Source organism: Bacillus sp. OK048, from assembly GCF_900103525.1.
Taxonomy (GTDB): domain Bacteria; phylum Bacillota; class Bacilli; order Bacillales; family Cytobacillaceae; genus Neobacillus.
The window spans coordinates 262,124-285,153 of record NZ_FNHN01000005.1 but is presented as its reverse complement, the minus strand read 5'-3'; the positions used below and the strand labels follow the sequence as shown (position 1 = coordinate 285,153).

Sequence of the window (23,030 nt, the reverse complement as noted above, 5' to 3'; positions counted from 1 at the left end):
CCCTTATCTAATAATTTTTCTGAGATATTCAATGCAGATTAACATTAAATAGAATCCAGCAGCAAAACGGAATTTAGCGCAAAAATAAAACACTCTCCAAACAATAGGAAATTTGGACATCTCTAATTGTTTAAAAGAATGCTTTATACGTTTATTTCTTAAGAATATTTTTATATTCTTTATCTTTTCTAAAGTAGAAGTTTGATTATCTTTACTAATTGTATTTAATCCCAGACCAAGAGTGTTTAGGCAGATACGATTATTTAATGCTACATAATATTCATGAGTCATATTCTTGTCTTTAAGGAATTTTTCAATATAGCTAAATAGATATATCCATTGGTCCACTAGATTTGGTTTAAATCCTGAAGTAACAGAGGTGCTATTTGCACGCCAATAATGATAATAGGGTGAATTTATAAACAAGAATGATTTTGTGTAGTAAAAAGCCTCAATATTAAATAAGGTGTCCTCGTTTGTACCAATCTTATTGAGGTCAACAAACCGTATTCCATTTTCCTTTATGATCTCAGCCCGGTATAACTTCGACCACACTGTTCCCCATGCATCCAATAATTCGGGGTTAGCAATTTCTTCATTTACTGGGCCGATTAAACGCCTCATGATGTTTAATTTAACCTCTTCATCTTCATAACGAACTTTTCTTGGAAGTTTGAAGTTCTTTAATTTAGAATGATTTTCAAACTCACGGATGTACGAACACATTACAATATCTACTTTTTCACTTTTTGCATTATTGTGCATTACTTCGTACATTTCTTTATCTATCCAATCATCCGGATCTACAAAGCCTATATATTCGCCCTTTGCCAGTTTTATCCCTTCATTTCTAGCAGTGGAAACACCACCATTGGGCTTATCAATTACTTTAATCCTACTATCCATTAAAGCAAATTTTTTCAGAATATCAAGACTTAGATCATAAGAACCATCGTTAACAGCTACTATCTCTATGTCCTTTAAAGATTGTGCTAATAAACTATCTAAACATCTACTCAAATACTTTTCTACATTATATATAGGCACGACTATGCTTACTTTGGGTCTCATTTGCGTCCTCCACCATATAACTTGAGTAGATCTCTTTTAACTCTAATCCTACTCGAGAAAGCGAATACTTTTTCATTTTATTTTCGCTTACTAATCCCATTCTTCTGCAAAGTTCCTTAGATTGGTACATTTCAAGCAATCTTAATGCGAAATGCTGAGAATTATTTGGGGAAAGAACATATCCATTTGAGTCATTTTGAACTAACTCTGAATGGCCCCTATTTATACTTGCTATAACCGGCAATCCACTGGCCATTGCTTCCATAATATTTACTGGCAGCCCTTCTCTAAGACTAGAGGCAACTGCTATATCACTCATTTTTAGTATTATATCAATATCATTACGATATCCAAGGAAGTCAATCATCCCATCGACTCCTAATCTAAGGGAGAGTTCTTGGCATTCTTGTAGTAAAGGTCCATCCCCAGCAAGTAATAGCTTTGCATTCGGTACTTTATCTTTTATTAAGGCTAATGATTCAATCAGTAGTCTTTGGTTTTTATTCCTATTAAATTCCGCTGCGTAAAACATTAAAAAATCATGAGTAAAATACCCATGATCTTTTCTTAAATTAGATTTATGTGCGTCATCAACCGATTTGTAAATGTCTGTATTTACTCCAATGCCATGTACATGTTTTATTACTTTAGCTTTAAACTGGTGATTTTTAGCAAGGTTAAAATCCTCATTATTGATTGTAAGTAGGCAATCTGTAACCCTCGAAAAAAATCTTTCAATTGGATAATAAAGGATCCAGTTTCTGAACGGTGCACCCTTACAAAAATGGAACCCATGGGCCGTATATAGCACCTTTGTTCCACCTTTTCTCGCCTTTCTGGCAGCTAACCGGGTAAGTATTCCCCCCATCGGTGTATGACAGTGAATAATTTTATATTGATTATTTTCAATTATTGTCTTTAATTCTTTGTAAGCCATAATATTCCTTTTGTTAAATGGGGACCTTTGAATCGGGATATTATATTTTCTGTCTACATGCGGAAGCTCCATGTCACCACATGCCGCAACATGAACTTCCCAACCTTGTTCTTTAAACCATTTTAAATAGGGCAAATGAAAAGCCTTAAAATGATAATCCACTGTTGCACAGAACAGCACTTTCTTTTGCATTTCTATCATCCATCCTTTAATTAAATCTACTTAACAAGCTCTTTGTCCAGAATAGATGAAAGATAATCTAGTAATGGATTCCTTAAATCTTCACGTTGTAAAGCAAATTCAATACTTGTTTGAATGAAACCCATTTTTTCACCAACATCATACCGAATACCCTCAAAATCGTAGGCATAGACAGCTTCATACTTGTTTAAACATGCAATGGCATCAGTAAGTTGAATTTCACCACCTGCACCAGGTTTCTGTTTGCCTAATATTTCAAATATCTTGGGACTCAAAATATAACGTCCAAGAATTGCGAGATTTGATGGGGCCTCATCCTGTTTTGGTTTTTCTACCAAGCTATTCACATTATAAAATCGTTCACCAATACACCTGCCATCAACAATTCCATACCTGGAAACATCATGATCAGCAACTGTTTGCACACCTAGTATGGAAGCATTGTATCTTTCATATTGGTCGATTAATTGCTTTAAGCATGGTTTTTCGGCTTTCACTATATCATCGCCTAGAAGTACAGCAAATGGTTCATCTCCAATAAACTTTCGTGCACACCAGATGGCATGACCTAATCCTTTTGGTTCCTTCTGTCGAATATAATGTATGTCTACCAATTTTGATGACTTTTGAACTTCATCTAGTAACTGGAATTTACCTTTTTCTATTAAATTTTGCTCAAGTTCAAAAGAGTTATCAAAGTGATCCTCAATGGCTCGTTTACCTTTACCCGTTACGATAATAATATCTTCAATCCCTGACTCTACTGCTTCCTCTACAATATATTGAATCGTTGGCTTGTCTACGATTGGTAACATCTCTTTCGGCATTGCCTTAGTAGCAGGCAGAAACCTCGTCCCAAGTCCCGCTGCTGGAATAATTGCTTTTCTGACTTTCATTGTTTACTCCCCTTTAAACAGATACAGTTAATTTTGTTTGTGATGCTACTTTATTATTAGCAAGGTTTAAAAGCTTCTCTCTTATCTCCTCTTTATCTAAATTTGAGAATGTTGAGAGTAGATCTTCTATTTCTTTTAAGTAAATTTCAGATTTTCTGCCGATATAAATCTTCGGGTAGATTTGTTGCTCATGAACCTCTTCTGCTTTTAATAGTTCTTCAAAAAGCTTTTCTCCTGGTCTTATTCCTGAGAATTGAATTCCTATTTCTTCTATAGAATTACCCGATAGTTTTATAAGATTTTTAGCTAAATCAACGATCTTTACTGGATCCCCCATATCTAATACAAAAATCTCTCCACCTTTTGCTAGTGCCCCGCCTTGAAGGACCAATCTCGCTGCTTCCGGAATCGTCATAAAATAACGAACCATTTCAGGATGGGTAACCGTAACTGGTCCCCCTTTTTCAATTTGCTTTTTAAATAAGGGAATTACACTCCCTCTGCTTCCTAGCACATTTCCAAAACGAACGGCAACAAATTTCGTCTTACTTTCACTGTCCATATATTGAATCATCATTTCTGCAAGTCTTTTTGTTGCACCCATAACACTTGTGGGATTAACTGCTTTATCCGTTGAGACCATAACAAAGGTGTTAACACCATTCCAACTGGCAGCCTTGGCCGCATTCATTGTTCCAATTAAGTTATTTTTGACTGCTTCTTCAGGGTTAGCTTCCATAAGTGGTACATGTTTATGAGCTCCCGCATGATAGACAGTATCTGGTTGATATATACTCATAACCTTCATCATTTTTCTTTCATCTTGTAAGTCAGCAATTATCGGAATAAATTCAATTTTAGTATTCTTAAAGGTCTCTTTTAATTCCATCTCAATCAAATAGATGCTATTTTCACCGTGGCCAAGCAATACCAACCGTTTGGGATCAAATTTTGAAATTTGGCGGCAAATTTCCGAGCCAATCGAACCACCTGCTCCTGTGACTAGAACCACTTTTCCGGCAATATTTTCAGAAATACTATTAATATCTAATTCTACCGGCTCTCTACCTAGTAAATCCTCTACCTGTACATCACGAAATTGTTTAACGGATACTTTTCCAGTAACTAAATCTTCCAGCATCGGAAGTATTTGTGTTTTCGCGTTTGTTTTTGCACACTCCAGAAAAATTGTATTTAACTCCCTCTTACTAAGTGATGGTATCGCAATGATGATATGTTCAATTCCTAATTTCTTAACAGCAAGCTCAATGTTTGATATTCCACCAAGTACCGGTATTCCTAATATATCAAGCTGATGCTTTTTGGCATCATCATCAATAAACGCAGCTGGTAAGAGGTTTGCCTCATTATTTTTCTTTAGTTGCCTTGCTACCATCATTCCAGCGGATCCAGCACCAACAATGAGCGTTCGCTTTTTATTAACAACTTTATTGAGATACGAATCTCTAAACATCCTCCAGCAAAAGCGCGAACCGCCAATAAAAGACATATTGAGTAACCACGTGACGGTTAGTAATCGAAAGTTTATCTCCTGAACAATGATTTGCTGAAAAACTGCTGCAGTAAGAATTGAAATAGTCACTACCCTTAAAATACTGACTAACTCGCCGATACTTGCGTATTCCCAGGCTTTTTTATAAAGATGATATTGAAATGAAAGGATATGGTGACTTATTAAAAGGACACTAGCACTTAATGCGATGGGAAAGGTAATAACATGAATAGTTCCATTTACTAAAAAACGACTAAAAAAAATAGCCGTTAAGACAATGCATGAGTCAATTACAATAAATAACGATAATCTTTGGCGATAGGTCATACTTTCCTCCTTAGACAACAGATTTTATTAAAGGTATAACTTGGTTTTCTTGGTGGATTGGTTCCTTATCCTTATTGCTTTATCTATTAGACTTTTAATTTCCTTTAACTCATCTAAGGATGCATCTTGTTTAATATATCTGACTGCTTTTTTTATAGATTTTGGATATTTATCAAGGTTGTTCACAATGTCACTTCTTTAAAAAAGTTTAATTATATAGTCTACTGGAGACCACATAATTAAACTTTTTTAATAGTAAAGTTGGGCATCTAACCCATCCTCACATCACACTATCGACGACTAACGTCTAAGGTACAAAACCCACAGCATGACCGAGTACCTCCTTTGATAACGGTAAGGAGATATCACCAGATAATATATCTTTCTTATAAGAAACGTTAATAAGCTTTATAAAGAACGAGGAAACGAAAATTTTTTCCTTATTTATTCAAAACTACTCCAACTAGCTTTGCTCTAGCAAATTCCAACACTTTTTTAGCCTCAGCTGCTTTTTCAAATTTTGTTTTTCCATTTTGGATAACTAATACCACGCCATCGCATTGATTGGCTAAAAGTTTCGTATCTGTTACTTCAAGAATGGCATTGGAATCAATTAATATTGCATCATATGATTTTAGAGTAGTCTTCAGAAGTTCCTGCATCATTTGTGATCCTAATAATTCAACAGGATTATAGGGAATCGGTCCACTTGGTATTAAATCTAATCCCCCAATTTCGGTATGAAAAACAGCATCATAAAAGGATATTTTCCCACTTAGAACATCTGTCAACCCATAAGTGTTATCTGTTTTAAAAAAGGAATGTAATGCTGGCTTTCTTAAATTGGCATCGATTAAAAGTACCTTTTCTTTCTGTTGTGCCATTGAAATAGCCAGATTTACTGCAGTGGTTGACTTACCTTCTCCATCACTTGGAGAAGTGATTAAAAAGATTTGACTTTTCTCTCCTGCCATCGAAAATTTAATATTTGTTTGGATCATCCGAAACTGCTCTGAAATAATTGAATCTGGATAAGAATGGGTGATTAACGATTTCTTTTTTGTAGCAACTAAGCTCTTTCGTTTATTTAAACCCAATTGTCTCACCTCTTATTTTTAGTGCCAGTTGACTATTGTTTTTCTTTTTTATATTTTTATTGTTCATCTTTGAAACCCTTCCTAATACTGGAGCACCAAATAATGATTCGATTTCTCGCTCTGAGCGAATTTTATCGTCCAAAGATTCTACTAAAAATGCTAATCCAACTCCGACTACTATTCCTGCAAAAATGGCAATAAATAACTTATTACCATTATCTTGATTAATAGGTGCGGGGTTTATTTTAGCAATAGATAATAACCTTACATAATCTTGCCCAACAATGTTTGGCACTTCTTCCCTAAAAACTCTTGCGGTTGTATCCGCAATTTTGGCAGCTACATTCGGATCCCTATCCACCACACTAATACTTACTACCTGAGAACTTTCAACACTAGCAACTGTAATTTGCCCTGCCAACGCTTCAGCTGATTGAGTAAGATTCAATTCCTGAACCACCTTATCTAAGATGGTTGAGTCTTTAATAATGACTTGCAGCGTCTTTCTTGATTCCGCATCAGCACCAATAATAATTCTAGAAGAAGTTAGATACAACGGAGTAGTCGATGTTTGGTTCATGAATACACCAGCTATACTGGCGAGAACTGTGAATATAAAGATTATCCAAAAACGCCTCTTTAAAACTTGGAATAAATCCTTTAAATTTATTTCCTTTGCTCTTCTTTTTTCTATACTGTTATTTTGATTAAAACTATTCATTTAACCACCTTTTGGGTAAGACATCTACAATTGAAGAGAAATATTATGTTTGTTCTGAATAAAGAACAATTTTTGCAAAAAAAATTTGTTAATCTTGTTTTTACCATTATAAACTACAAAATTAAACTATTTATAGACTATTTTAGTTCTTAATAAGGAACATGTCAACGGAATATTCCGAATTTTTTATTAAGTTATGAAGCTTAGGGTTAGGATATCTATCAAACACTTACTTCCATTTGCTTTTTTAACAGCCTACTAAACATTCCATGTTTCTCATTTGCTAGTTGTCCGAATTGGCCTTGTTGAATGATTTCACCTTGATCTAAAACTATTACTTGATCAGCATTCCGAATAGTTGATAAACGATGTGCAATTATTATGACTGTCATTGATCCCTTTAACTTATCAAGCGCAGTTTGGATTTTAGTCTCGTTTTCTGTATCTAACGCACTGGTTGCCTCATCTAAGACAAGAATAGATGGCTTTCTTAAAATGGCTCTTGCAAGGACAAGTCTTTGACGTTCACCTCCGGAAAGTTTTACTCCCCTATCGCCAATTAGTGTATCTAGACCCTCAGGAAGTCTTTTAACAAAATCAGCTGCTGCTGCAAACTCCAAAGCCTCCCAGATTTGATCATCTTTTGCATTCTTATCAATAATTAATAAGTTTTCTCGAATTGTATTATTAAACAAGAATGGATCCTGGGGTACATAACTAATTGAACGTCTCAACGCAAGTAAATTTTCACTCGTTAAAGTTTCACCATCAATTAATACCTCACCAGTTTCAGGCCGATTAAGCCCCATTAATATATCTATTAGCGTGCTTTTACCAGCACCTGAAGGACCCACAATTGCAGTCATTCGATTGGCGGGAAATCGCAAGTTAATTTTTTGTAAGGCATATTGCTCTGCTTTATTATATTTAAAATAAACATCCCTACATTCTAGACCTTTTTTTATCATGATTGGATCTACGTTATGAATCATGGTTTCATTTAACTCGCGTCCCTTAATACATTGATTCTGTAGTTCTAGAAGTTTCTTAAACGAAGGTAATGCTAAACCTACCTGTTCCAAATTTGACTGTATTCCAGTTATTCTTGGCCATATTCTAGAAAATATTACAAGAATTATAAACAAGGATGCGGACTGCCCCTTAAACATTTTTATTGAAATAAATATAAAAATTCCAATTAATAATGCTGATACTACTTTATAAATAAAGTTTGATTTTGTTTTTAACTCCACAGCTTTGATTGAGTTCTTAACCATTTTCCCGTTTAGTTCCTTGAACCACGAAATGTGGTGCTCCTCTATATTGTTACTTTTTATATCTTTTATACCATTGAAGGAATCGGTAATTCCTGCCATATACATTTGGCCCAATTCGATATTTTCCATTCCTAATTTACTAGATTGTTTGATAAATTTTCTCGAGAAAATTACCACTAATAATCCGAATAAAGTAACAAATATGGTCATCTTTATTGAAAAAAAACAAGCAATCCCAATTTGAATAAGTGTAAATATGAACGAAGAGATAAAACTAAAAAAAACACTTATACCTCCGCTAACACGACCAGTTTCCGAAATCATTGAATTAATGAGATCTGATTTACGATTTTTTAAAAAAAATCCCCAATTAGCCAATAAGATTAATTTATACGTTTCTTCTCTAATATAACAAGCAAAGCTTTGCTGAATTTTTACATTCAATATGGTTTGTTGCCTTTGAAAAAAACTTTGTCCTATCATTAACAACACGAATAGACCTAAGATTATAGCTAAAGAGGTTGTTTGCGGAATACCTTGAAAAATGAAAGAAAACTGATTTAAAAAACTATTATTTATATTTAAATCTACTATCTCCGTTAAGTGAATTAAGGGTAATAGCAAAAAAATACCTATACCTTCAAAAAGGCTAATTAATAACATTGCAGTAAGGTTAAAATACAGTATTTTCCCTGAAAAGGAATGGATAAGTTTTACAAAATGCATGATCTCTTTCATTTCGGTTCCTCCAAGGATAGTTCTTGCTTTATTGCCTTTCTCCATAAACATAAAAAAGGTCTTAGAATAAAATATAAAAAATGGAGTTTTTTAGGTAATGGTATCGTCACGGTGTCGATATGATAGGGGTATAAATAACTGATTTTGTACAAAACCTTTTGCTGACGAGACATTAACGAATATAAATGGCGGCCATGGTATATAGAAATATATTTTGGGACAAGGTCATCATGCAAATTAACCATATTTTCCATATAAAATATCGCATTCTGAGCTAATGATTTAGATTGATTACTTGTAAATATTAGCAATTCTTTTGATACATTTGCATTTAATAGGGCAGAAGATAAGATTATACTTTGTCCAACCACATGAAAATTGTTGTGTTTTTTCGTAAGAGAATGAACTTTTTGCCAATCCATTTCCTGCTCAATCATTCTCTCAATATCTATTAACCAACGGAGACGTGACCATCCGTGTCTTGCACCATGAGAAACAAGAAATAAAAATAAATCCTCCCTGCCTAATAAATAAATTGGACTATTAACAGATAAGCTTTTTCTCTTACGTTCCCATAATTCTAAAAATCCTGGTTCCTTTCCAGGTCCTGGATTTAGTCTCCAATGAATTTCTACTTTAACATTTTTGGATTTTTGGTAATAAGTAACATGATGATGTCTCCATTTCCAATCTCCCAATATACTTAGTATATATTCATCTTTTATAAAACCTTGTTTTTCTAGAATTTTATGCACACTATCTAAATCTTCAATAGGAATAAGTATATCTAAATCTCCACATGTCCTAAGTGAAACATCCCCATAGATCTCATTTCCCAGTAATGGCCCTTTTAAAAAAATGGTTTTTATATCATTCGCATTAAATAAAGTAGCTAATTGTTCCATTTCACCACTAAGTTGGAGCATTTTAAAAATATTTCTCTTATAGAATTCAGTTACCTTTTGGCCTACGAATGGAGGAATTAAACTAGCATCAAAATTTTTAAGTTTAGAAGCTAGTAAAGGATAAACCCGATGATGTAACGTTAAATCCAAAAACATTTTCCAATCTATATTCTCGTATTCTTCTCTTAAATAATCTTGAATACAACCATCATCATTCTTTAACATATTAAGTATAAGAATTAATTCTTTAGGAACATCCCGCATGTCGAGACTGAATTTTTTCACTGTAATTGCTCCTTATTTATTAATACCTCGACTTTTTTGGCAAATTTACCAACAACTACAAACTTCTTCATTTCCTCAGCTCCAGTCAAATAAAGAGGCCCACTCCTCAGCCAAGCATGAGCAATCATTTGTCCATTCTCATCTTTGGCTGTCCCTAAATAAAGAGTACTATCAATTTGCCGTCGTTCTAACATTTTCATACAAGCCATTGCCATTATTAAGCATTTGCTTTCCCACAATGTATATTTACTCATAATATGAATAGCATGGGATATTTGTTTAACGATTTTTATATTTACAGCAGCAATTTCAAAAGATGTTTCACTCATTTGAGAGCCAAGAAAAGGGGAAACCCTTCTGAAAGGGAAGGTTTTTAACACACGTGCCCATGCTAAAAAAATGTACGCTTCAATTAGTAAACTTTTCATCTGAACATCTGAAGTGAAGAATAACCATATTTTTCTCACTTTTCACGAATCCTTCCTTACTTTTTAAACAATGATAATTCTATAGACCTTTTTCAATCTTTATAATGTTTTCATTTAATAGCTGCTCTAGAAAGGGAATGACTTCTTGCTGGCATTCACTGATTTCCACATCAAACTCGCTAGTTAATTTTGAGATTAATTTATTAATAGTAATAGGTATCTTTATACTTTTCCAAATATGCCCGCCGATTGTTCCTAAATTGTAATATTTTCCGTTATCAATACTAATCATTACAGTTTCTCCATCCATATCACTTATTATATTTCCTGGACTTTGAACGATAGTCGTTTCCATAGAGAGTTTATCTACACTTAACATTTTCATATTTCAATCTCCTTGTTTATACAGCTTATTATTTGTGAAACCAATTCATTCGCAGTAAATGTATTTTTTGGTCTACGTAACTGGTACATATTTATCTGATTAACAATCTTCGTTGATTTTGTAAAATGCCAGTTGGTTAGGCCCAGGTTTTGGATAAGTGAATTCCTGTATGTATGAATTAATAGTGTCTGCAAACGAGAAAGACCTTCAATTTGTTTAAGTTCTATTTCCTTCTTTTCGGTTAATACTAATTCGAATAAACCAGCAAGTGGTAGTGGCATAGATGAGAATTGGTTTTTAATTGGAATGGCAAATTTAGTTTCTCTTTGATAAATAGGTCTGAATTCCCTATTGTCGATTCCGAACTCATCTAAGCTTTCCTGCCAGAGTTTCTGTTGGGGATAGGATGGGATCACCATAGGAACATTTTCATTTGTAAAATAAACACCAATAACATCATCTGTTAGCAATTGATAACCTTTATGTAGAAATGCTGATGCCAAGGTAGATTTTCCGGCCCCGGAATCACCAATAATACCGTAAGCTTTTCCATTAATTGCAATTGCGCTCCCATGTAAAGGAAAGATTCCTCTTTGCATCAAGATAGACCCCATGCAACTTCCCAATACAAAGAGTCTTATCACATCTTCTTTATATTCATTCAAAGGGGATACAGTGATTCGTTTTCCTTCTTCGATTAGAAAAATAGCAGTATCAGGAACCTTAAACATAACTAGAGTTTCATTCATTACAAATCTGCTCTGCGAATCAGATAATTCTGACCATAAATTTGATAAATCCTTTAATCCAATTTCTATATCTATAGAGTCCGTAGCGTTATCGGCCACTAATAATTCAGGTAAAGGGATTTTACTTCTCACCGAAAATCCAAAGGCCTTATAAATTTCTTCATTTGCAACTTTCACCATCGTATTCACTCCAATAAATCCATGTTTATATAAAAAGCCCTTATATCATCATCTATATATAAGGGCCTTTTATGTAAGTTAACAAATTCCATCTATTTTGAATTCATAAAATGAAATTCAAATAGATAAAGATTAATAATTGTCTCTTGATAAGTCATACCCACTGGTCTTCCAAATTAGCTCTTCATATCAAGATGGTTACCATTTGGATCTTGAGGTACTGGCTGCCCATTGGACCAGTCGGCATCATATTTGTTACCAGCAACATTGTGCGCTGTCATCTTCACATCTAACATTTCTAATACCGGTTTTTGCCATTCTCTTTTCATTAAATCACCCCCTTTCAAAGTATTTCTTTATTAACCGATATACTATTACAGCCCTCATTAAAATTCTATAATCGGGGTCAGACATCCTTTCTAACTTTAGACCCTTTTCACTTTTGACCAGTGCTAACCTTATTACCTCCCCATCAAAAAATCTCAATACGCTAGAATCTTTGATGAGTTCCTTTACTTCTTCAATGAGCATATTCCAATTTGGGACCATACGATGGAGCCAGTCTGCACCTTGGATACCCCAGACACGTTGATTTAACCTAATATCATCTGGCAGCACATTTTCTGTTGATCTTCGAATGAGTGCCCGATCCAAGCCATTTTGAACAAATTGATCTTCTGGAACTGAAAAACAATAACGGACCACCCGAATATCATTCGTAGGATCACGTTTCCAAAGTTTGTATCGCAATGAAAGTTTGGCATTAAATGTACTCCCAGAATTCCAAGTGGGTATTTCATCAAATACGACCCTTCGTTGCTCGTACATATTTTGAGAGGTTAGCCAACCAGAGCTATCAATTCCATACTCTTTTAACTTTGAAAATACTCTGGTTCTCTCTGCGAACTCTGAATTAATTAATGTTGGAAGTTCCAGCGATTTGTCCCTAGCTACCATTTGATTTATAAATGGAAAGCCTATTCTAACAATATTAGGGAGCAATCGAAATCTGGCTCCACCGGTTCTTAAGCTATATTGCTGTAATTCTTGAATAAGACGCAGCCACTTAAACCTCTTTAAAAGAATCGCATAATAATCAAGTGCAGAACCCCATGATATCGTTGAATTACCTTTATCACCATTTAATAAAATCCCTACACCTTTTTCATGAGCTTTTTCAAAAATACCTCTTAACCAGAAAGAGTTTTCCGCAAATTTGTACGGCATTTCCATCACATCAAGATAGTCATCTATTTCGGTATAAGAACTTCTCCCGTCAAAATCATAATAATGATCAGAAATTCCTCCTACATATTCAACCGTTTTCTTAATAAATGGCCTCTCATCAGGCATTATCTGCTTATGTGTGAAATCGACAAAATCTTTTGGTGGAATATAACTAAAAGTATGTAATGTTTTATTATCTTTTCGCAGCTCTTTTGCGGCAAACCCCACAATTGAACCTGAGTCCAACCCCCCACTTAATTGAGAACCGATTTCCCTAAACGTTCTCAACCTACAGTTGACAGCCTCCTGAAAAACCTCTTGGAACGCCTCTACATATTCTTCGTTGGTTTTTAACTTTAATTTTTCTTTTGGCATAAATGTTCCGAAGCGATTTAAGTTAATCTTTCCTCCAACAATTGAAATTGAATGGAAGGGAGGTACCTGCTCTATATTTTTAAAAGGAGTCATACGAGCATCAACTGTATCGATCATTCCAGTAATCGCTAAAAATTCAGCAATATAATTCTCATTTAAATGCTTTTCAATATAGGGTAAAGTCAACAATGGTTCGATTGTTGTACAAAAGCTTAAACGTGTATTATTATTGAAATAGTATAGAGTCCTATATCCAGAGGGATCTCTTGCCCCAAATAACTTTTGATTTTTTTCATCCCAAATCATAAAGGCATAATCGCCAATTAGATATTTCGGAGAGTCTTCTCCCCATTTATGATAGGAGAGCAGGATTAGTTCACTATCAGTGATCTCTTTTCTTTTCCTTTTATCAACTTGTAATCTTTCAAATAATTCATCTCGGTTATCAATAATTGCATCAGCTGTAATTGCTAACTTTCTGTCTTGATCATAAAAAGGAAGTTTTTCACCTATAGATTCTGGTGTAATCCATTGGGCATGGCAGCCAAGAAAGACTTTGTCGCTATGCCAGGTTTGAACATCATCGGCTGGAAATCTTTCTAACTCTTTCATTATTCTCCTGCCATGTTCGAGATTTATAGGTTCATCGTTCAAATGATATATACCAGCAATAGCGCTCATCTTTTCCTCCTGCTACTTCTACGTTTGATTTTAAAACGATATCAACATAGGATTAATACCAATTTCCAGTTCTTTAAAATGAACACAAATAACATAGTTAATTATAGGATTCTTAAAAGTAATCCCAAACAGTGCAAATATATTATTAATATTGATATTGAGAAAGGTAAAGGTCCCAATATCATTATTTTTACTTTTAGTGGTTCTTAATAGAGAACATCTTGTTATACCTATCATAAATGCTTCCATTTTAAGAGTCAACTCTTATTTGACTAATAAATACGTTTTATTTAAGATAATTTTTCGACAAGATTTTAGTGGTTTAAAGGAACAATACAAAAAGGAATTGACACTCACACTAAACTGTAGTAAATTTTATAAATAATCTAAATATTTTTGTTCTTATCAAGAGAGGTAGAGGGAATGGCCCTGTGACGCCTCAGCAACCATCAATGGCTTTTTCATTGAAAAGGTGCTAACTCCAACAAGTTATTTTAACTTGGCAGATAAGAAGAATGACCTATGCAATTGTGCATCCAAAAGTCTTCTTCTTATAGAAGACTTTTTTGTTTTTTTAGAGGGAGGAAATCGAAATGGTTTATAAAGTGGACACGAAGTTAGCGCAGATTGGAAATAGAAGTGATTCGGTGACAGGCACCGTTAATCCTCCTGTTTATTTTTCAACAGCCTACCGTCATGAAGGAATTGGTCAGTCGACTGGATTTGATTATTCCCGGACTGGAAATCCCACACGCCAGCTGCTAGAAAAAACAATAGCGGATCTAGAGGGTGCAGATCAAGGCTTTGCCTGTAGTTCAGGTATGGCAGCTATTTTTACGATACTTTCTTTATTCCAATCCGGAGACGAATGGATTGTCAGCGAGGATTTATACGGAGGAACGTATCGTTTACTAGAACAGGGATTTAAAAAATGGGGTCTGAAGACTCAATATGTTAATACTTGTAGTCCTGAAGAGATTGAGAGAAGGATTACTCCTGACACAAAGGCGATTTTTCTTGAAACACCAACCAATCCACTTATGCAGGAGTCAGACATTGCTGCTGTATCTAAGATTGCAAAAAGGCACGGAATTATTCTGATCGTTGACAATACATTCTATACACCGCTCCTCCAGCAGCCCATTTTACTTGGTGCCGACATTGTTATCCATAGTGCGACGAAATACTTAGGTGGTCATAATGATGTCCTTGCAGGGCTGATTGTAGCAAAAGGAAAGGAAATTTGTGAGGCGCTCGCTTTTCATCATAACGGAGCGGGCGGAGTCCTAAGTCCTTTTGATTCCTGGCTAGTCATGCGCGGAATGAAAACCTTATCCCTTCGTATGCAAAGGCATGAAAGCAATGCAAAGGTCATTGTAGAATACCTTGCTGGCCATGAATGTGTAACGGATGTACTTTACCCTGGTAAAGGCGGAATGGTTTCCTTCCGGTTACAAGATGAAGCATGGGTTAATCCATTCCTTAAAGGTCTTTCACTTATTTCCTTTGCTGAAAGCCTTGGCGGAACAGAAAGCTTTATTACGTACCCAGCGACACAAACCCATGCAGATATTCCACTGGAAATTCGTATTAAGTCTGGTGTTTGCAATCGACTATTAAGATTTTCAGTAGGATTAGAGGATCCAACAGACATCATTAAAGATCTTGAACAAGCATTAGCAAAATTAAAAGTAGGAGTGATTGGGTAATGAGTTCAGAGAATTATAGTTTTGAAACCAAGCTCCTTCATAATCAGCATAAAGTGGATCCAGCAACAGGAGCAGTTAGTGTGCCAATCCAGCATGCATCAACGTTCCATCAATTTGATTTAGAAAATTACGGGAAATACGATTACGCTAGAAGTGGAAACCCGACAAGAGAAGCGTTAGAGGATGTAATTGCTGAATTGGAAGGCGGAACGAGAGGCTTTGCTTTTTCATCAGGAATGGCTGCTATATCAACCGCCTTCCTCTTGCTATCTGCCGGTGACCATATTGTCATAACGGATGATGTATATGGTGGAACTTATCGTATGGTTACACAAGTACTGACTCGATTCGGAATTGAGCATACATTTGTTGACATGACTGACTTAAATCAAGTGAAAGAGGCCATTAAGCCTAACACCAAAGCATTTTATGTTGAAACACCATCAAACCCTTTATTAAAGGTTACCGATATTGAAGCTATTTGTGGTTTGGCAAAAGAGATAAACGCCATTACTTATGTAGATAACACCTTTTTAACTCCTGAGTACCAAAGACCTTTGGAGCTTGGAGCTGATGTTGTCCTTCATAGTGCAACGAAGTTTTTATCAGGCCATAGTGACGTGGTGGCAGGTCTTGCGGTGGTAAAAGATGAGGAATTAGGTCGTAGACTTTATTCTTTACAAAACTCCTTTGGTGCCATACTTGGGGTACAGGATGCCTGGTTAGTGCTACGGGGAATAAAAACCCTTCATGTCAGATTAGAACAATCACAAAAATCAGCTAGGAAACTAGCAGAATTTTTAGAGGCTCATCCGTTAATCCAAAAGGTTTATTACCCTGGTCTGGAAAACCATCCACAGTACGAGTTGCAAAAGAGTCAGGCAGGCGGACCTGGGGCGGTTTTATCCTTTGAATTCACGAATGAAAGTGCGCTTCAAGTTTTTCTTTCCAACGTTAAAATACCTGTATTTGCGGTTAGTCTAGGAGCGGTTGAATCCATTCTATCCTACCCTGCAAAAATGTCTCATGCTGCCATGTCACGAGCAGAAAGGGAAAAACGAGGAATTAAAAATAGCCTCATTCGTTTGTCGGTGGGTTTAGAGAATCCAGTCGATCTAATGAATGATTTTTCCCAGGCATTGAATCAAGTCAATGAAAAACTATTGGTCTTGCAGCAAGGAGAATGATCATGACATTTTTAGAAAAATTAAAAAACCAAATATTAATAGCTGATGGTGCCATGGGCACCCTCCTCTATTCTTTTGGCACCGATAGCTGTTTTGAAGAACTCAACCTCTCACATCCAGAAAAAATACAGGAAATCCATAAAGCCTATATTGACGCAGGTGCTGATGTCATTCAAACGAACACCTACGCGGCCAATTATTTGAAATTGCAAAGATACGGGCTCGAAGATTCAGTAAAAGAAATAAATGCTGGCGCCGTTCAAAATGCTAAAAAAGCTGCTGGCGGTCAGGCCTATGTCTTGGGTACTATAGGCGGTATCCGCGGAATTAAGAGTAGTACCGTTACAATAGAAGAAATTAAGCGAAGTTTTCGCGAACAATTTTATTGTTTACTGCTTGAGGGTGTGGATGGTTTCCTATTTGAAACCTTTTATGACCTTGAAGAACTGGAAACGGTCTTGACGATTGCAAGGAAGGAAACGAAACTTCCTCTTATCGCACAAGTATCACTTCAGGAGCCTGGTATCCTCCAAGACCGAACGCCCATTAATGAAGCACTAAAACGTCTTGAAAATCTAGGTGCCGATGTTTTAGGCTTGAATTGCCGTCTTGGACCACACCATATGCTTGAAACACTTGAGCAAATTGAACTTCCCAGCCATGCCTTTCTGTCTGCTTATCCAAATGCAAGCCTGCCAGCTTATACGGACGGGAAATTTCACTATGAAGGCGATGCTGATTATTTTCGCAAATCGGCACAAGCATTTCGTAACGAAGGTGTTCGATTAATTGGCGGCTGCTGTGGTACAACACCTGAACATATCCGGGCTATTGCTTCAGAATTAAAAAACAGTGCACCAGTAACTGAAAAAGTTGTTAAATTTAAAGCTAAGAAAATGGCTATTGAATCACATGCTGCCAAAAGAGATGTCCAGCCTCTTGAGGAATTAGTTAAGGAAAGACCATCTGTTATTGTAGAATTAGATCCTCCTAGAAAACTTGATACATCAAAATTCTTTGAAGGTGCAAAAGCCTTAAAGGAAGCTGGCATTGATGCCATTACCCTGGCAGATAATTCACTTGCACAGGTGCGAATATCCAATGAATCACTTGGTTATCTTGTAAAAAAAGAATTAGGGATGCGTCCCCTGATCCATATTGCCTGCAGAGACAGAAATATCATCGGTCTCCAATCTCATTTAATGGGGCTCCATACTCTGGGCATGCACGATGTATTAGCGATTACGGGTGATCCGGCACGAGTTGGCGACTTCCCTGGTGCTTCATCTGTATATGATGTATCTTCCTTTGAACTGATCCACATGATTAAACAGTTAAATGAAGGTTTGTCCTTTTCAGGAAAAGACCTAGGACAAAAAACAGCTTTTAGTATCGCCGGCGCCTTTAATCCCAATGTTCGTTCCGTTGAAAAGGCCGTTAAACGCCTTGAGAAAAAGATTCAATTTGGGGCTGATTATTTCATCTCACAGCCTGTTTTTTCAGAGGAAAAATTAATAGAAGTATACGAAAATACCAAACACCTTAACGCACCCATTTACATTGGATTAATGCCGTTAACAGGAAGTCGAAATGCCGAATTCCTTCATAATGAAGTACCAGGGATCAAAATCTCTCAATCGATTCGAGACAGGATGGCAGCACTCTCTGATCACCCGCTTCAAGCAGCTCGTGAAGGAATTGAAATCACCAAATCATTAATTGACGCGGCACTTGATTTATTCAATGGAATATATTTAATCACACCATTTTTACGCTATGAATTAACAACAGAATTAGCCATTTATGCCAGACAGCGCGCAAGTCAAGTTAGGGGGAACAGCTATGTCGAAAGCTCCATTAAGTGAACAACTCCAAAAACGAATTCTTGTCATGGACGGTGCCATGGGTACCATGCTTCAGGATGAAAATTTAACAGCAGAGGACTTTGGCGGTGAGGAATATGAAGGCTGTAACGAGTATCTGAATGTAACAGCCCCTTATACAATCGCAAAAATTCACCGTGAATACTTAGAGGCTGGTGCTGATATTATTGAAACCAATACCTTCGGGGCCACAAGCATTGTTCTTAATGACTACAATCTAGGTTTTAGGGCTTATGAATTAAATAAAATTGCCGGTCAAATTGCAAAAAAAGAAGCAGAAGAAATTTCTACTCCTGAATGGCCGCGGTATGTTGCAGGTTCAATGGGTCCGACCACTAAGACCTTAAGTGTTACAGGTGGAACTACGTTTGATGCACTCGCTGCTTCCTATGAGGAACAAGCGTTAGGACTGATTGACGGTGGTGTTGACCTGCTTCTCCTCGAAACAAGTCAGGATATGCTGAATGTAAAAGCTGGCTTTGTTGGGATACAAAACGCTTTTACTAAAACAGGAAAAGTACTTCCACTAATAGTATCTGGAACCATTGAACCGATGGGTACAACCCTTGCTGGCCAGTCTATTGAATCCTTTTACATTTCTTTAGAGCATATGAATCCAATTGCAGTGGGTCTTAATTGTGCGACAGGTCCTGAATTTATGCAAGAGCATGTCCGTTCACTTGCTAATCTTGCTTCTTCTGCGATAATCTGTTATCCAAATGCAGGGTTGCCTGATGAAGAAGGGCATTATCATGAAACACCTGAAACGCTGGCAAAAAAGCTTGCTGATTTTGCTGCACATGGGTGGTTAAACATTGTTGGCGGCTGTTGTGGGACAACACCGGATCATATTCGAGCCATTTCAGAAGAAATGAAAAAGTACTCACCACGCGGGGATCAATCTTCAGATTTCCATATGGTAGCTGGGATTGAACCATTTGTTTACGATGATCCGACATTACGTCCGATTATGGTGGGAGAACGAACCAATGTAATTGGGTCGCGTAAATTCAAACGCCTCATTAATGAAGGGAAGATTGAAGAAGCAGCAGAGATTGCACGTGCCCAGGTTAAAGGCGGTGCGCATGTCATTGATATTTGTCTTGCAGACCCAGATCGTGATGAATTAAGCGATATGATGAATTTTATCCCAGAATTGGTTAAGAAAATAAAAGTCCCTCTTGTGATTGATTCAACAGACGAAAAGGTAATCGAACAAGCCCTTAAGTATTCACAAGGGAAAGCGATTATTAATTCGATAAATTTAGAGGATGGCGAAGAACGATTTGAGGCAGTCGTTCCATTGATCCATAAATACGGCGCAGCTGTCGTTGTTGGTACGATTGAAGAAGAAGGTATGGGAGTAACGGCTGAACGGAAATTAGCTATTGCTAAACGTTCCTATGACCTACTTGTTAATAAATATAAACTAAATCCACAGGATCTTATTTTTGACCCGCTTGTTTTTCCTGTTGGAACGGGTGATGAACAATATATCGGTTCTGCTAAAGCAACTGTCGATGGAATTAAGTTAATCAAAGAACATCTGCCTAAAGTACAAACTATTCTTGGAGTTAGTAATGTATCCTTTGGTCTTCCGCCTGTTGGCAGAGAAGTATTAAACTCTGTGTTTCTATACCACTGTACAGTAGCTGGGCTGGACTATGCGATCGTTAATACGGAAAAACTTGAACGATTTGCTTCCATATCAAAGGAAGAAGTATTACTTGCAGAAAACCTTTTATTTAATACGACAGATGAAACATTAGCTACCTTTACTGAATTTTATCGAGGGAAAAAGAAAGAAGCAAAGAGTACTATACCAGACATGAGTTTGGAAGAAAGACTCTCTTATTATGTGATTGAAGGCACAAAAGAAGGCTTATTGCCCGATTTGGCGATAGCCCTTGAAAATTATCCTGCCCCACTTAATATTATCAACGGCCCATTAATGGAAGGCATGAAAGAAGTTGGACGACTATTCAATGAAAATCAGCTAATTGTTGCTGAAGTCCTCCAAAGTGCAGAGGTTATGAAGGCCTCCGTCTCTTATCTAGAACCTTTCATGGAAAAAGGTGATGTTTCTGCTTCCAAAGGAAAGGTCATCTTAGCTACTGTCAAAGGCGATGTCCATGATATTGGGAAAAACTTAGTAGATATTATTCTTAGCAATAATGGCTATGATGTGCTTGACCTAGGAATTAAAGTGTCACCTACTGAACTTGTGCAAGCAATTCAAAAAGAAAAACCGGACATTGTTGGATTGTCTGGCTTGCTGGTGAAATCTGCACAGCAAATGGTTTTAACAGCACAGGATATGAAAAAGGCAGGAATCTCAACGCCTATTCTCGTGGGTGGAGCAGCTCTTTCTAGAAAGTTTACCGATACCAAGATTGCCAAGGAATACGATGGACTTGTCCTTTATGCAAAGGATGCGATGTATGGATTATCACTCGCCAATCAGCTGCAAACTCCTGAGGAGCATGAAAAACTGATGGCAGAAAAAAGTGAAAAATTAGCTAGATTAGAACTGCCGCAGGAGTTTGAAAGCCGCTCAGCCGTATCTACAGCTGTAAAAATTAGACCAACTGTTTCAACAGAAGTTCCTGTTTTTACACCAATGGATACAAAGAAGCATATTCTAAAAACCTATTCCCTCTCCCACGTTGAGCCGTATATTAATATGCAAATGTTACTCGGTCACCACTTAGGGGTAAAAGGAAAAATTGCCAATCTACTTGCTGAGAAAAATGAAAAAGCGGTAAAAATCAAAGAAGTGGTTGATGGGTTATTAGCAGATGCAAAACAGAATAATTGGATTTTACCAGCGGCTGTCTATCAATTTTTTCCAGCCCAGTCAGATGGGAATAAAATATTTATTTATCATCCGGAAGAGCCTAATACGATTATTGAAACGTTTGACTTCCCACGACAGGAATCTGCACCACATCTCTGCTTAGCTGATTTTGTTAGGTCGGTTGACAGTGGTGTGAAAGATTATGTAGGTTTCTTTACGGTAACTGCTGGTAGAGGTATCCGTGAACAAGCTGACAAGTTAAAAGGAGAGGGCCGTTTTCTTGAGAGCCATGCCCTCCAATCCTTAGCACTTGAGACAGCAGAAGGCTTTGCAGAATTGATCCATCGTCAAATGCGCGATCGTTGGGGATTCCCTGACCCGTTAACATTTACCATGCAAGATCGTTTTACAGCAAAATATCAGGGACAACGCTTCTCGTTTGGGTATCCGGCATGCCCAGATTTAGAAGATCAGAAAAAACTATTCGCTTTACTTCATCCAGAGGAAATTGGGATTGAATTAACCGAGGGCTGCATGATGGAGCCAGAAGCTTCTGTTTCAGCAATGGTCTTTGCCCACCCAGAGGCAAGATACTTTAATGTATTGAGATAAGAAAAGCGCAAGCGCCCTGGTCAGCGGCGTATGGCCTGGAGCGCTCCAATCAAGATAAAGGAAACACGAAGAGCCGGAGGCGATTCGATGTTGACTTATCGAAGTGCGGAGAGCGAAGGACACTAGCCGCTAGGGCGCTGGAGCTAGACAGTAAACTAAGTTCAGAATCTTATACTTCCTTATCTCTTAAAAATAAGTCCGCGGATTCGTTTCCGCGGATTTTTTTTGTATCTTTCTCCGGAATGGTGTGTCATCATGTGCTTTACTCGCGAAACTTTGTGCTTTACTCGCGATAAACGGTCATTTACTCGCCAACTCCCCTCCTAATGAGCATTCCTTGACATTTTCCCTCAAAATCTTTATAGTTACCTAGGTAATCATTTACTTACCCAGGTAACTATTATGCATATATTAACAATGGAGTGAACCCAATTGACGAACCACGCATTATTTCATACGCTTCATCAACTTTCTAGGCAACTTACCAATCAACTAAATGAAGCTTTAAAACCTTTTGGATTGTATAGCGCTCAATGGTCTGTCATTTTTGTTTTACATACAAAAGGCTCAATCACTCAAAAAGAACTATGTGAATATTTATTTGTTGAAGCTCCTCCTATGACACGGACCATCCAGAGACTTGTCAAGCAAGGCTATGTAAGACAGATTCCTGGTAAGGACAAACGAGAGAAGTATATTCAATTAACCGAGGAAGCCGTAACAGAATTTCCAAAATGGGAGCATGCTGTTACGGAGTGCAATCAGACCTTGCTAACGAATTTTCCTCAAAACTCACAACAAGAATTAACTAGACTTCAAGGTTTATGGTTAAAAGAACTATTGTAAGAG

At 36.7% G+C, this 23,030-nt stretch carries 18 protein-coding genes and 1 riboswitch; of the genes, 5 read left to right on the top strand and 13 right to left on the bottom strand.

All coding sequences use genetic code 11. The annotated features are described in order from the left end of the window. Nucleotides 1-3: 3 nt before the first annotated feature. The 13 genes from BLR86_RS11855 to BLR86_RS11800 all read right to left on the bottom strand — a co-directional run bounded on the left by BLR86_RS11855 (nucleotide 4) and on the right by BLR86_RS11800 (nucleotide 13,993). Nucleotides 4-1,071 carry a glycosyltransferase gene (locus tag BLR86_RS11855; RefSeq protein ID WP_090761607.1) on the bottom strand — a complete coding sequence of 356 codons (1,068 nt, stop codon included), beginning with the start codon at nucleotides 1,069-1,071 and terminating at the stop codon, nucleotides 4-6. Then, complete coding sequence (locus BLR86_RS11850; protein WP_090761606.1) at nucleotides 1,034-2,200, bottom strand: glycosyltransferase family 4 protein; 1,167 nt, start codon at nucleotides 2,198-2,200, stop codon at nucleotides 1,034-1,036. The genes BLR86_RS11855 and BLR86_RS11850 overlap by 38 nt, the downstream gene beginning before the upstream one ends. 26 nt (nucleotides 2,201-2,226) lie before the next feature. Then, a complete protein-coding gene (gene galU / locus BLR86_RS11845; protein WP_090761604.1) occupies nucleotides 2,227-3,105 on the bottom strand; it encodes a UTP--glucose-1-phosphate uridylyltransferase GalU in 879 nt (292 codons plus the stop codon). Nucleotides 3,106-3,118: 13 nt separating this feature from the next. After that, on the bottom strand, nucleotides 3,119-4,945 hold the full coding sequence (locus BLR86_RS11840; protein ID WP_090761602.1) for a polysaccharide biosynthesis protein: 1,827 nt from the start codon (nucleotides 4,943-4,945) through the stop codon (nucleotides 3,119-3,121). Nucleotides 4,946-5,385: 440 nt separating this feature from the next. Further along, a complete protein-coding gene (locus tag BLR86_RS11835) occupies nucleotides 5,386-6,042 on the bottom strand; it encodes a CpsD/CapB family tyrosine-protein kinase (RefSeq protein WP_254782309.1) in 657 nt (218 codons plus the stop codon). Further along, complete coding sequence (locus tag BLR86_RS11830) at nucleotides 6,029-6,763, bottom strand: YveK family protein (RefSeq protein WP_090761600.1); 735 nt, start codon at nucleotides 6,761-6,763, stop codon at nucleotides 6,029-6,031. Before BLR86_RS11830 ends, BLR86_RS11835 begins: the two co-directional genes overlap by 14 nt. A 221-nt stretch (nucleotides 6,764-6,984) precedes the next feature. After that, the gene (locus BLR86_RS11825) at nucleotides 6,985-8,778 is read right to left on the bottom strand and encodes an ABC transporter ATP-binding protein (protein ID WP_090761598.1); all 1,794 of its coding nucleotides are present in this window, start codon (nucleotides 8,776-8,778) and stop codon (nucleotides 6,985-6,987) included. Next, a complete protein-coding gene (locus BLR86_RS11820; RefSeq protein ID WP_090761727.1) occupies nucleotides 8,775-9,947 on the bottom strand; it encodes a nucleotidyltransferase domain-containing protein in 1,173 nt (390 codons plus the stop codon). Before BLR86_RS11820 ends, BLR86_RS11825 begins: the two co-directional genes overlap by 4 nt. Nucleotides 9,948-9,964: 17 nt before the next feature. Further along, nucleotides 9,965-10,396 carry a lasso peptide biosynthesis B2 protein gene (locus tag BLR86_RS11815; RefSeq protein ID WP_090761725.1) on the bottom strand — a complete coding sequence of 144 codons (432 nt, stop codon included), beginning with the start codon at nucleotides 10,394-10,396 and terminating at the stop codon, nucleotides 9,965-9,967. A 79-nt stretch (nucleotides 10,397-10,475) separates the two neighbouring features. Continuing rightward, on the bottom strand, nucleotides 10,476-10,781 hold the full coding sequence (locus tag BLR86_RS11810; protein ID WP_254782308.1) for a lasso peptide biosynthesis PqqD family chaperone: 306 nt from the start codon (nucleotides 10,779-10,781) through the stop codon (nucleotides 10,476-10,478). Further along, nucleotides 10,778-11,710 carry a phosphoenolpyruvate carboxykinase (ATP) gene (locus BLR86_RS11805; RefSeq protein WP_090761596.1) on the bottom strand — a complete coding sequence of 311 codons (933 nt, stop codon included), beginning with the start codon at nucleotides 11,708-11,710 and terminating at the stop codon, nucleotides 10,778-10,780. The genes BLR86_RS11810 and BLR86_RS11805 overlap by 4 nt, the downstream gene beginning before the upstream one ends. Before the next feature lie 176 nt (nucleotides 11,711-11,886). Further along, entirely contained in the window at nucleotides 11,887-12,039 is a 153-nt protein-coding gene (locus BLR86_RS25665; protein ID WP_139185603.1) for a paeninodin family lasso peptide, read from the bottom strand. A gap of 4 nt (nucleotides 12,040-12,043) precedes the next feature. After that, the gene (locus BLR86_RS11800; protein WP_090761594.1) at nucleotides 12,044-13,993 is read right to left on the bottom strand and encodes a lasso peptide isopeptide bond-forming cyclase; all 1,950 of its coding nucleotides are present in this window, start codon (nucleotides 13,991-13,993) and stop codon (nucleotides 12,044-12,046) included. Nucleotides 13,994-14,392: 399 nt separating this feature from the next. Further along, a riboswitch (SAM riboswitch) is annotated at nucleotides 14,393-14,506 on the top strand. An 80-nt stretch (nucleotides 14,507-14,586) separates the two neighbouring features. On the opposite strand from BLR86_RS11800, the gene BLR86_RS11790 reads away from it, so the two are divergent. The 5 genes from BLR86_RS11790 (at nucleotide 14,587) to BLR86_RS11770 (ending at nucleotide 23,027) form a co-directional block, all read left to right on the top strand. Beyond that, a complete protein-coding gene (locus BLR86_RS11790; RefSeq protein WP_090761590.1) occupies nucleotides 14,587-15,702 on the top strand; it encodes a methionine biosynthesis PLP-dependent protein in 1,116 nt (371 codons plus the stop codon). After that, on the top strand, nucleotides 15,702-16,889 hold the full coding sequence (gene metC, locus BLR86_RS11785) for a cystathionine beta-lyase (protein WP_090761588.1): 1,188 nt from the start codon (nucleotides 15,702-15,704) through the stop codon (nucleotides 16,887-16,889). Before BLR86_RS11790 ends, metC begins: the two co-directional genes overlap by 1 nt. A 2-nt stretch (nucleotides 16,890-16,891) precedes the next feature. Next, the gene (locus tag BLR86_RS11780) at nucleotides 16,892-18,754 is read left to right on the top strand and encodes a bifunctional homocysteine S-methyltransferase/methylenetetrahydrofolate reductase (RefSeq protein ID WP_090761586.1); all 1,863 of its coding nucleotides are present in this window, start codon (nucleotides 16,892-16,894) and stop codon (nucleotides 18,752-18,754) included. Beyond that, entirely contained in the window at nucleotides 18,732-22,181 is a 3,450-nt protein-coding gene (gene metH / locus BLR86_RS11775; RefSeq protein WP_090761584.1) for a methionine synthase, read from the top strand. Before BLR86_RS11780 ends, metH begins: the two co-directional genes overlap by 23 nt. Before the next feature lie 432 nt (nucleotides 22,182-22,613). Then, complete coding sequence (locus BLR86_RS11770; RefSeq protein WP_090761582.1) at nucleotides 22,614-23,027, top strand: MarR family winged helix-turn-helix transcriptional regulator; 414 nt, start codon at nucleotides 22,614-22,616, stop codon at nucleotides 23,025-23,027. Nucleotides 23,028-23,030 lie beyond the last annotated feature (3 nt).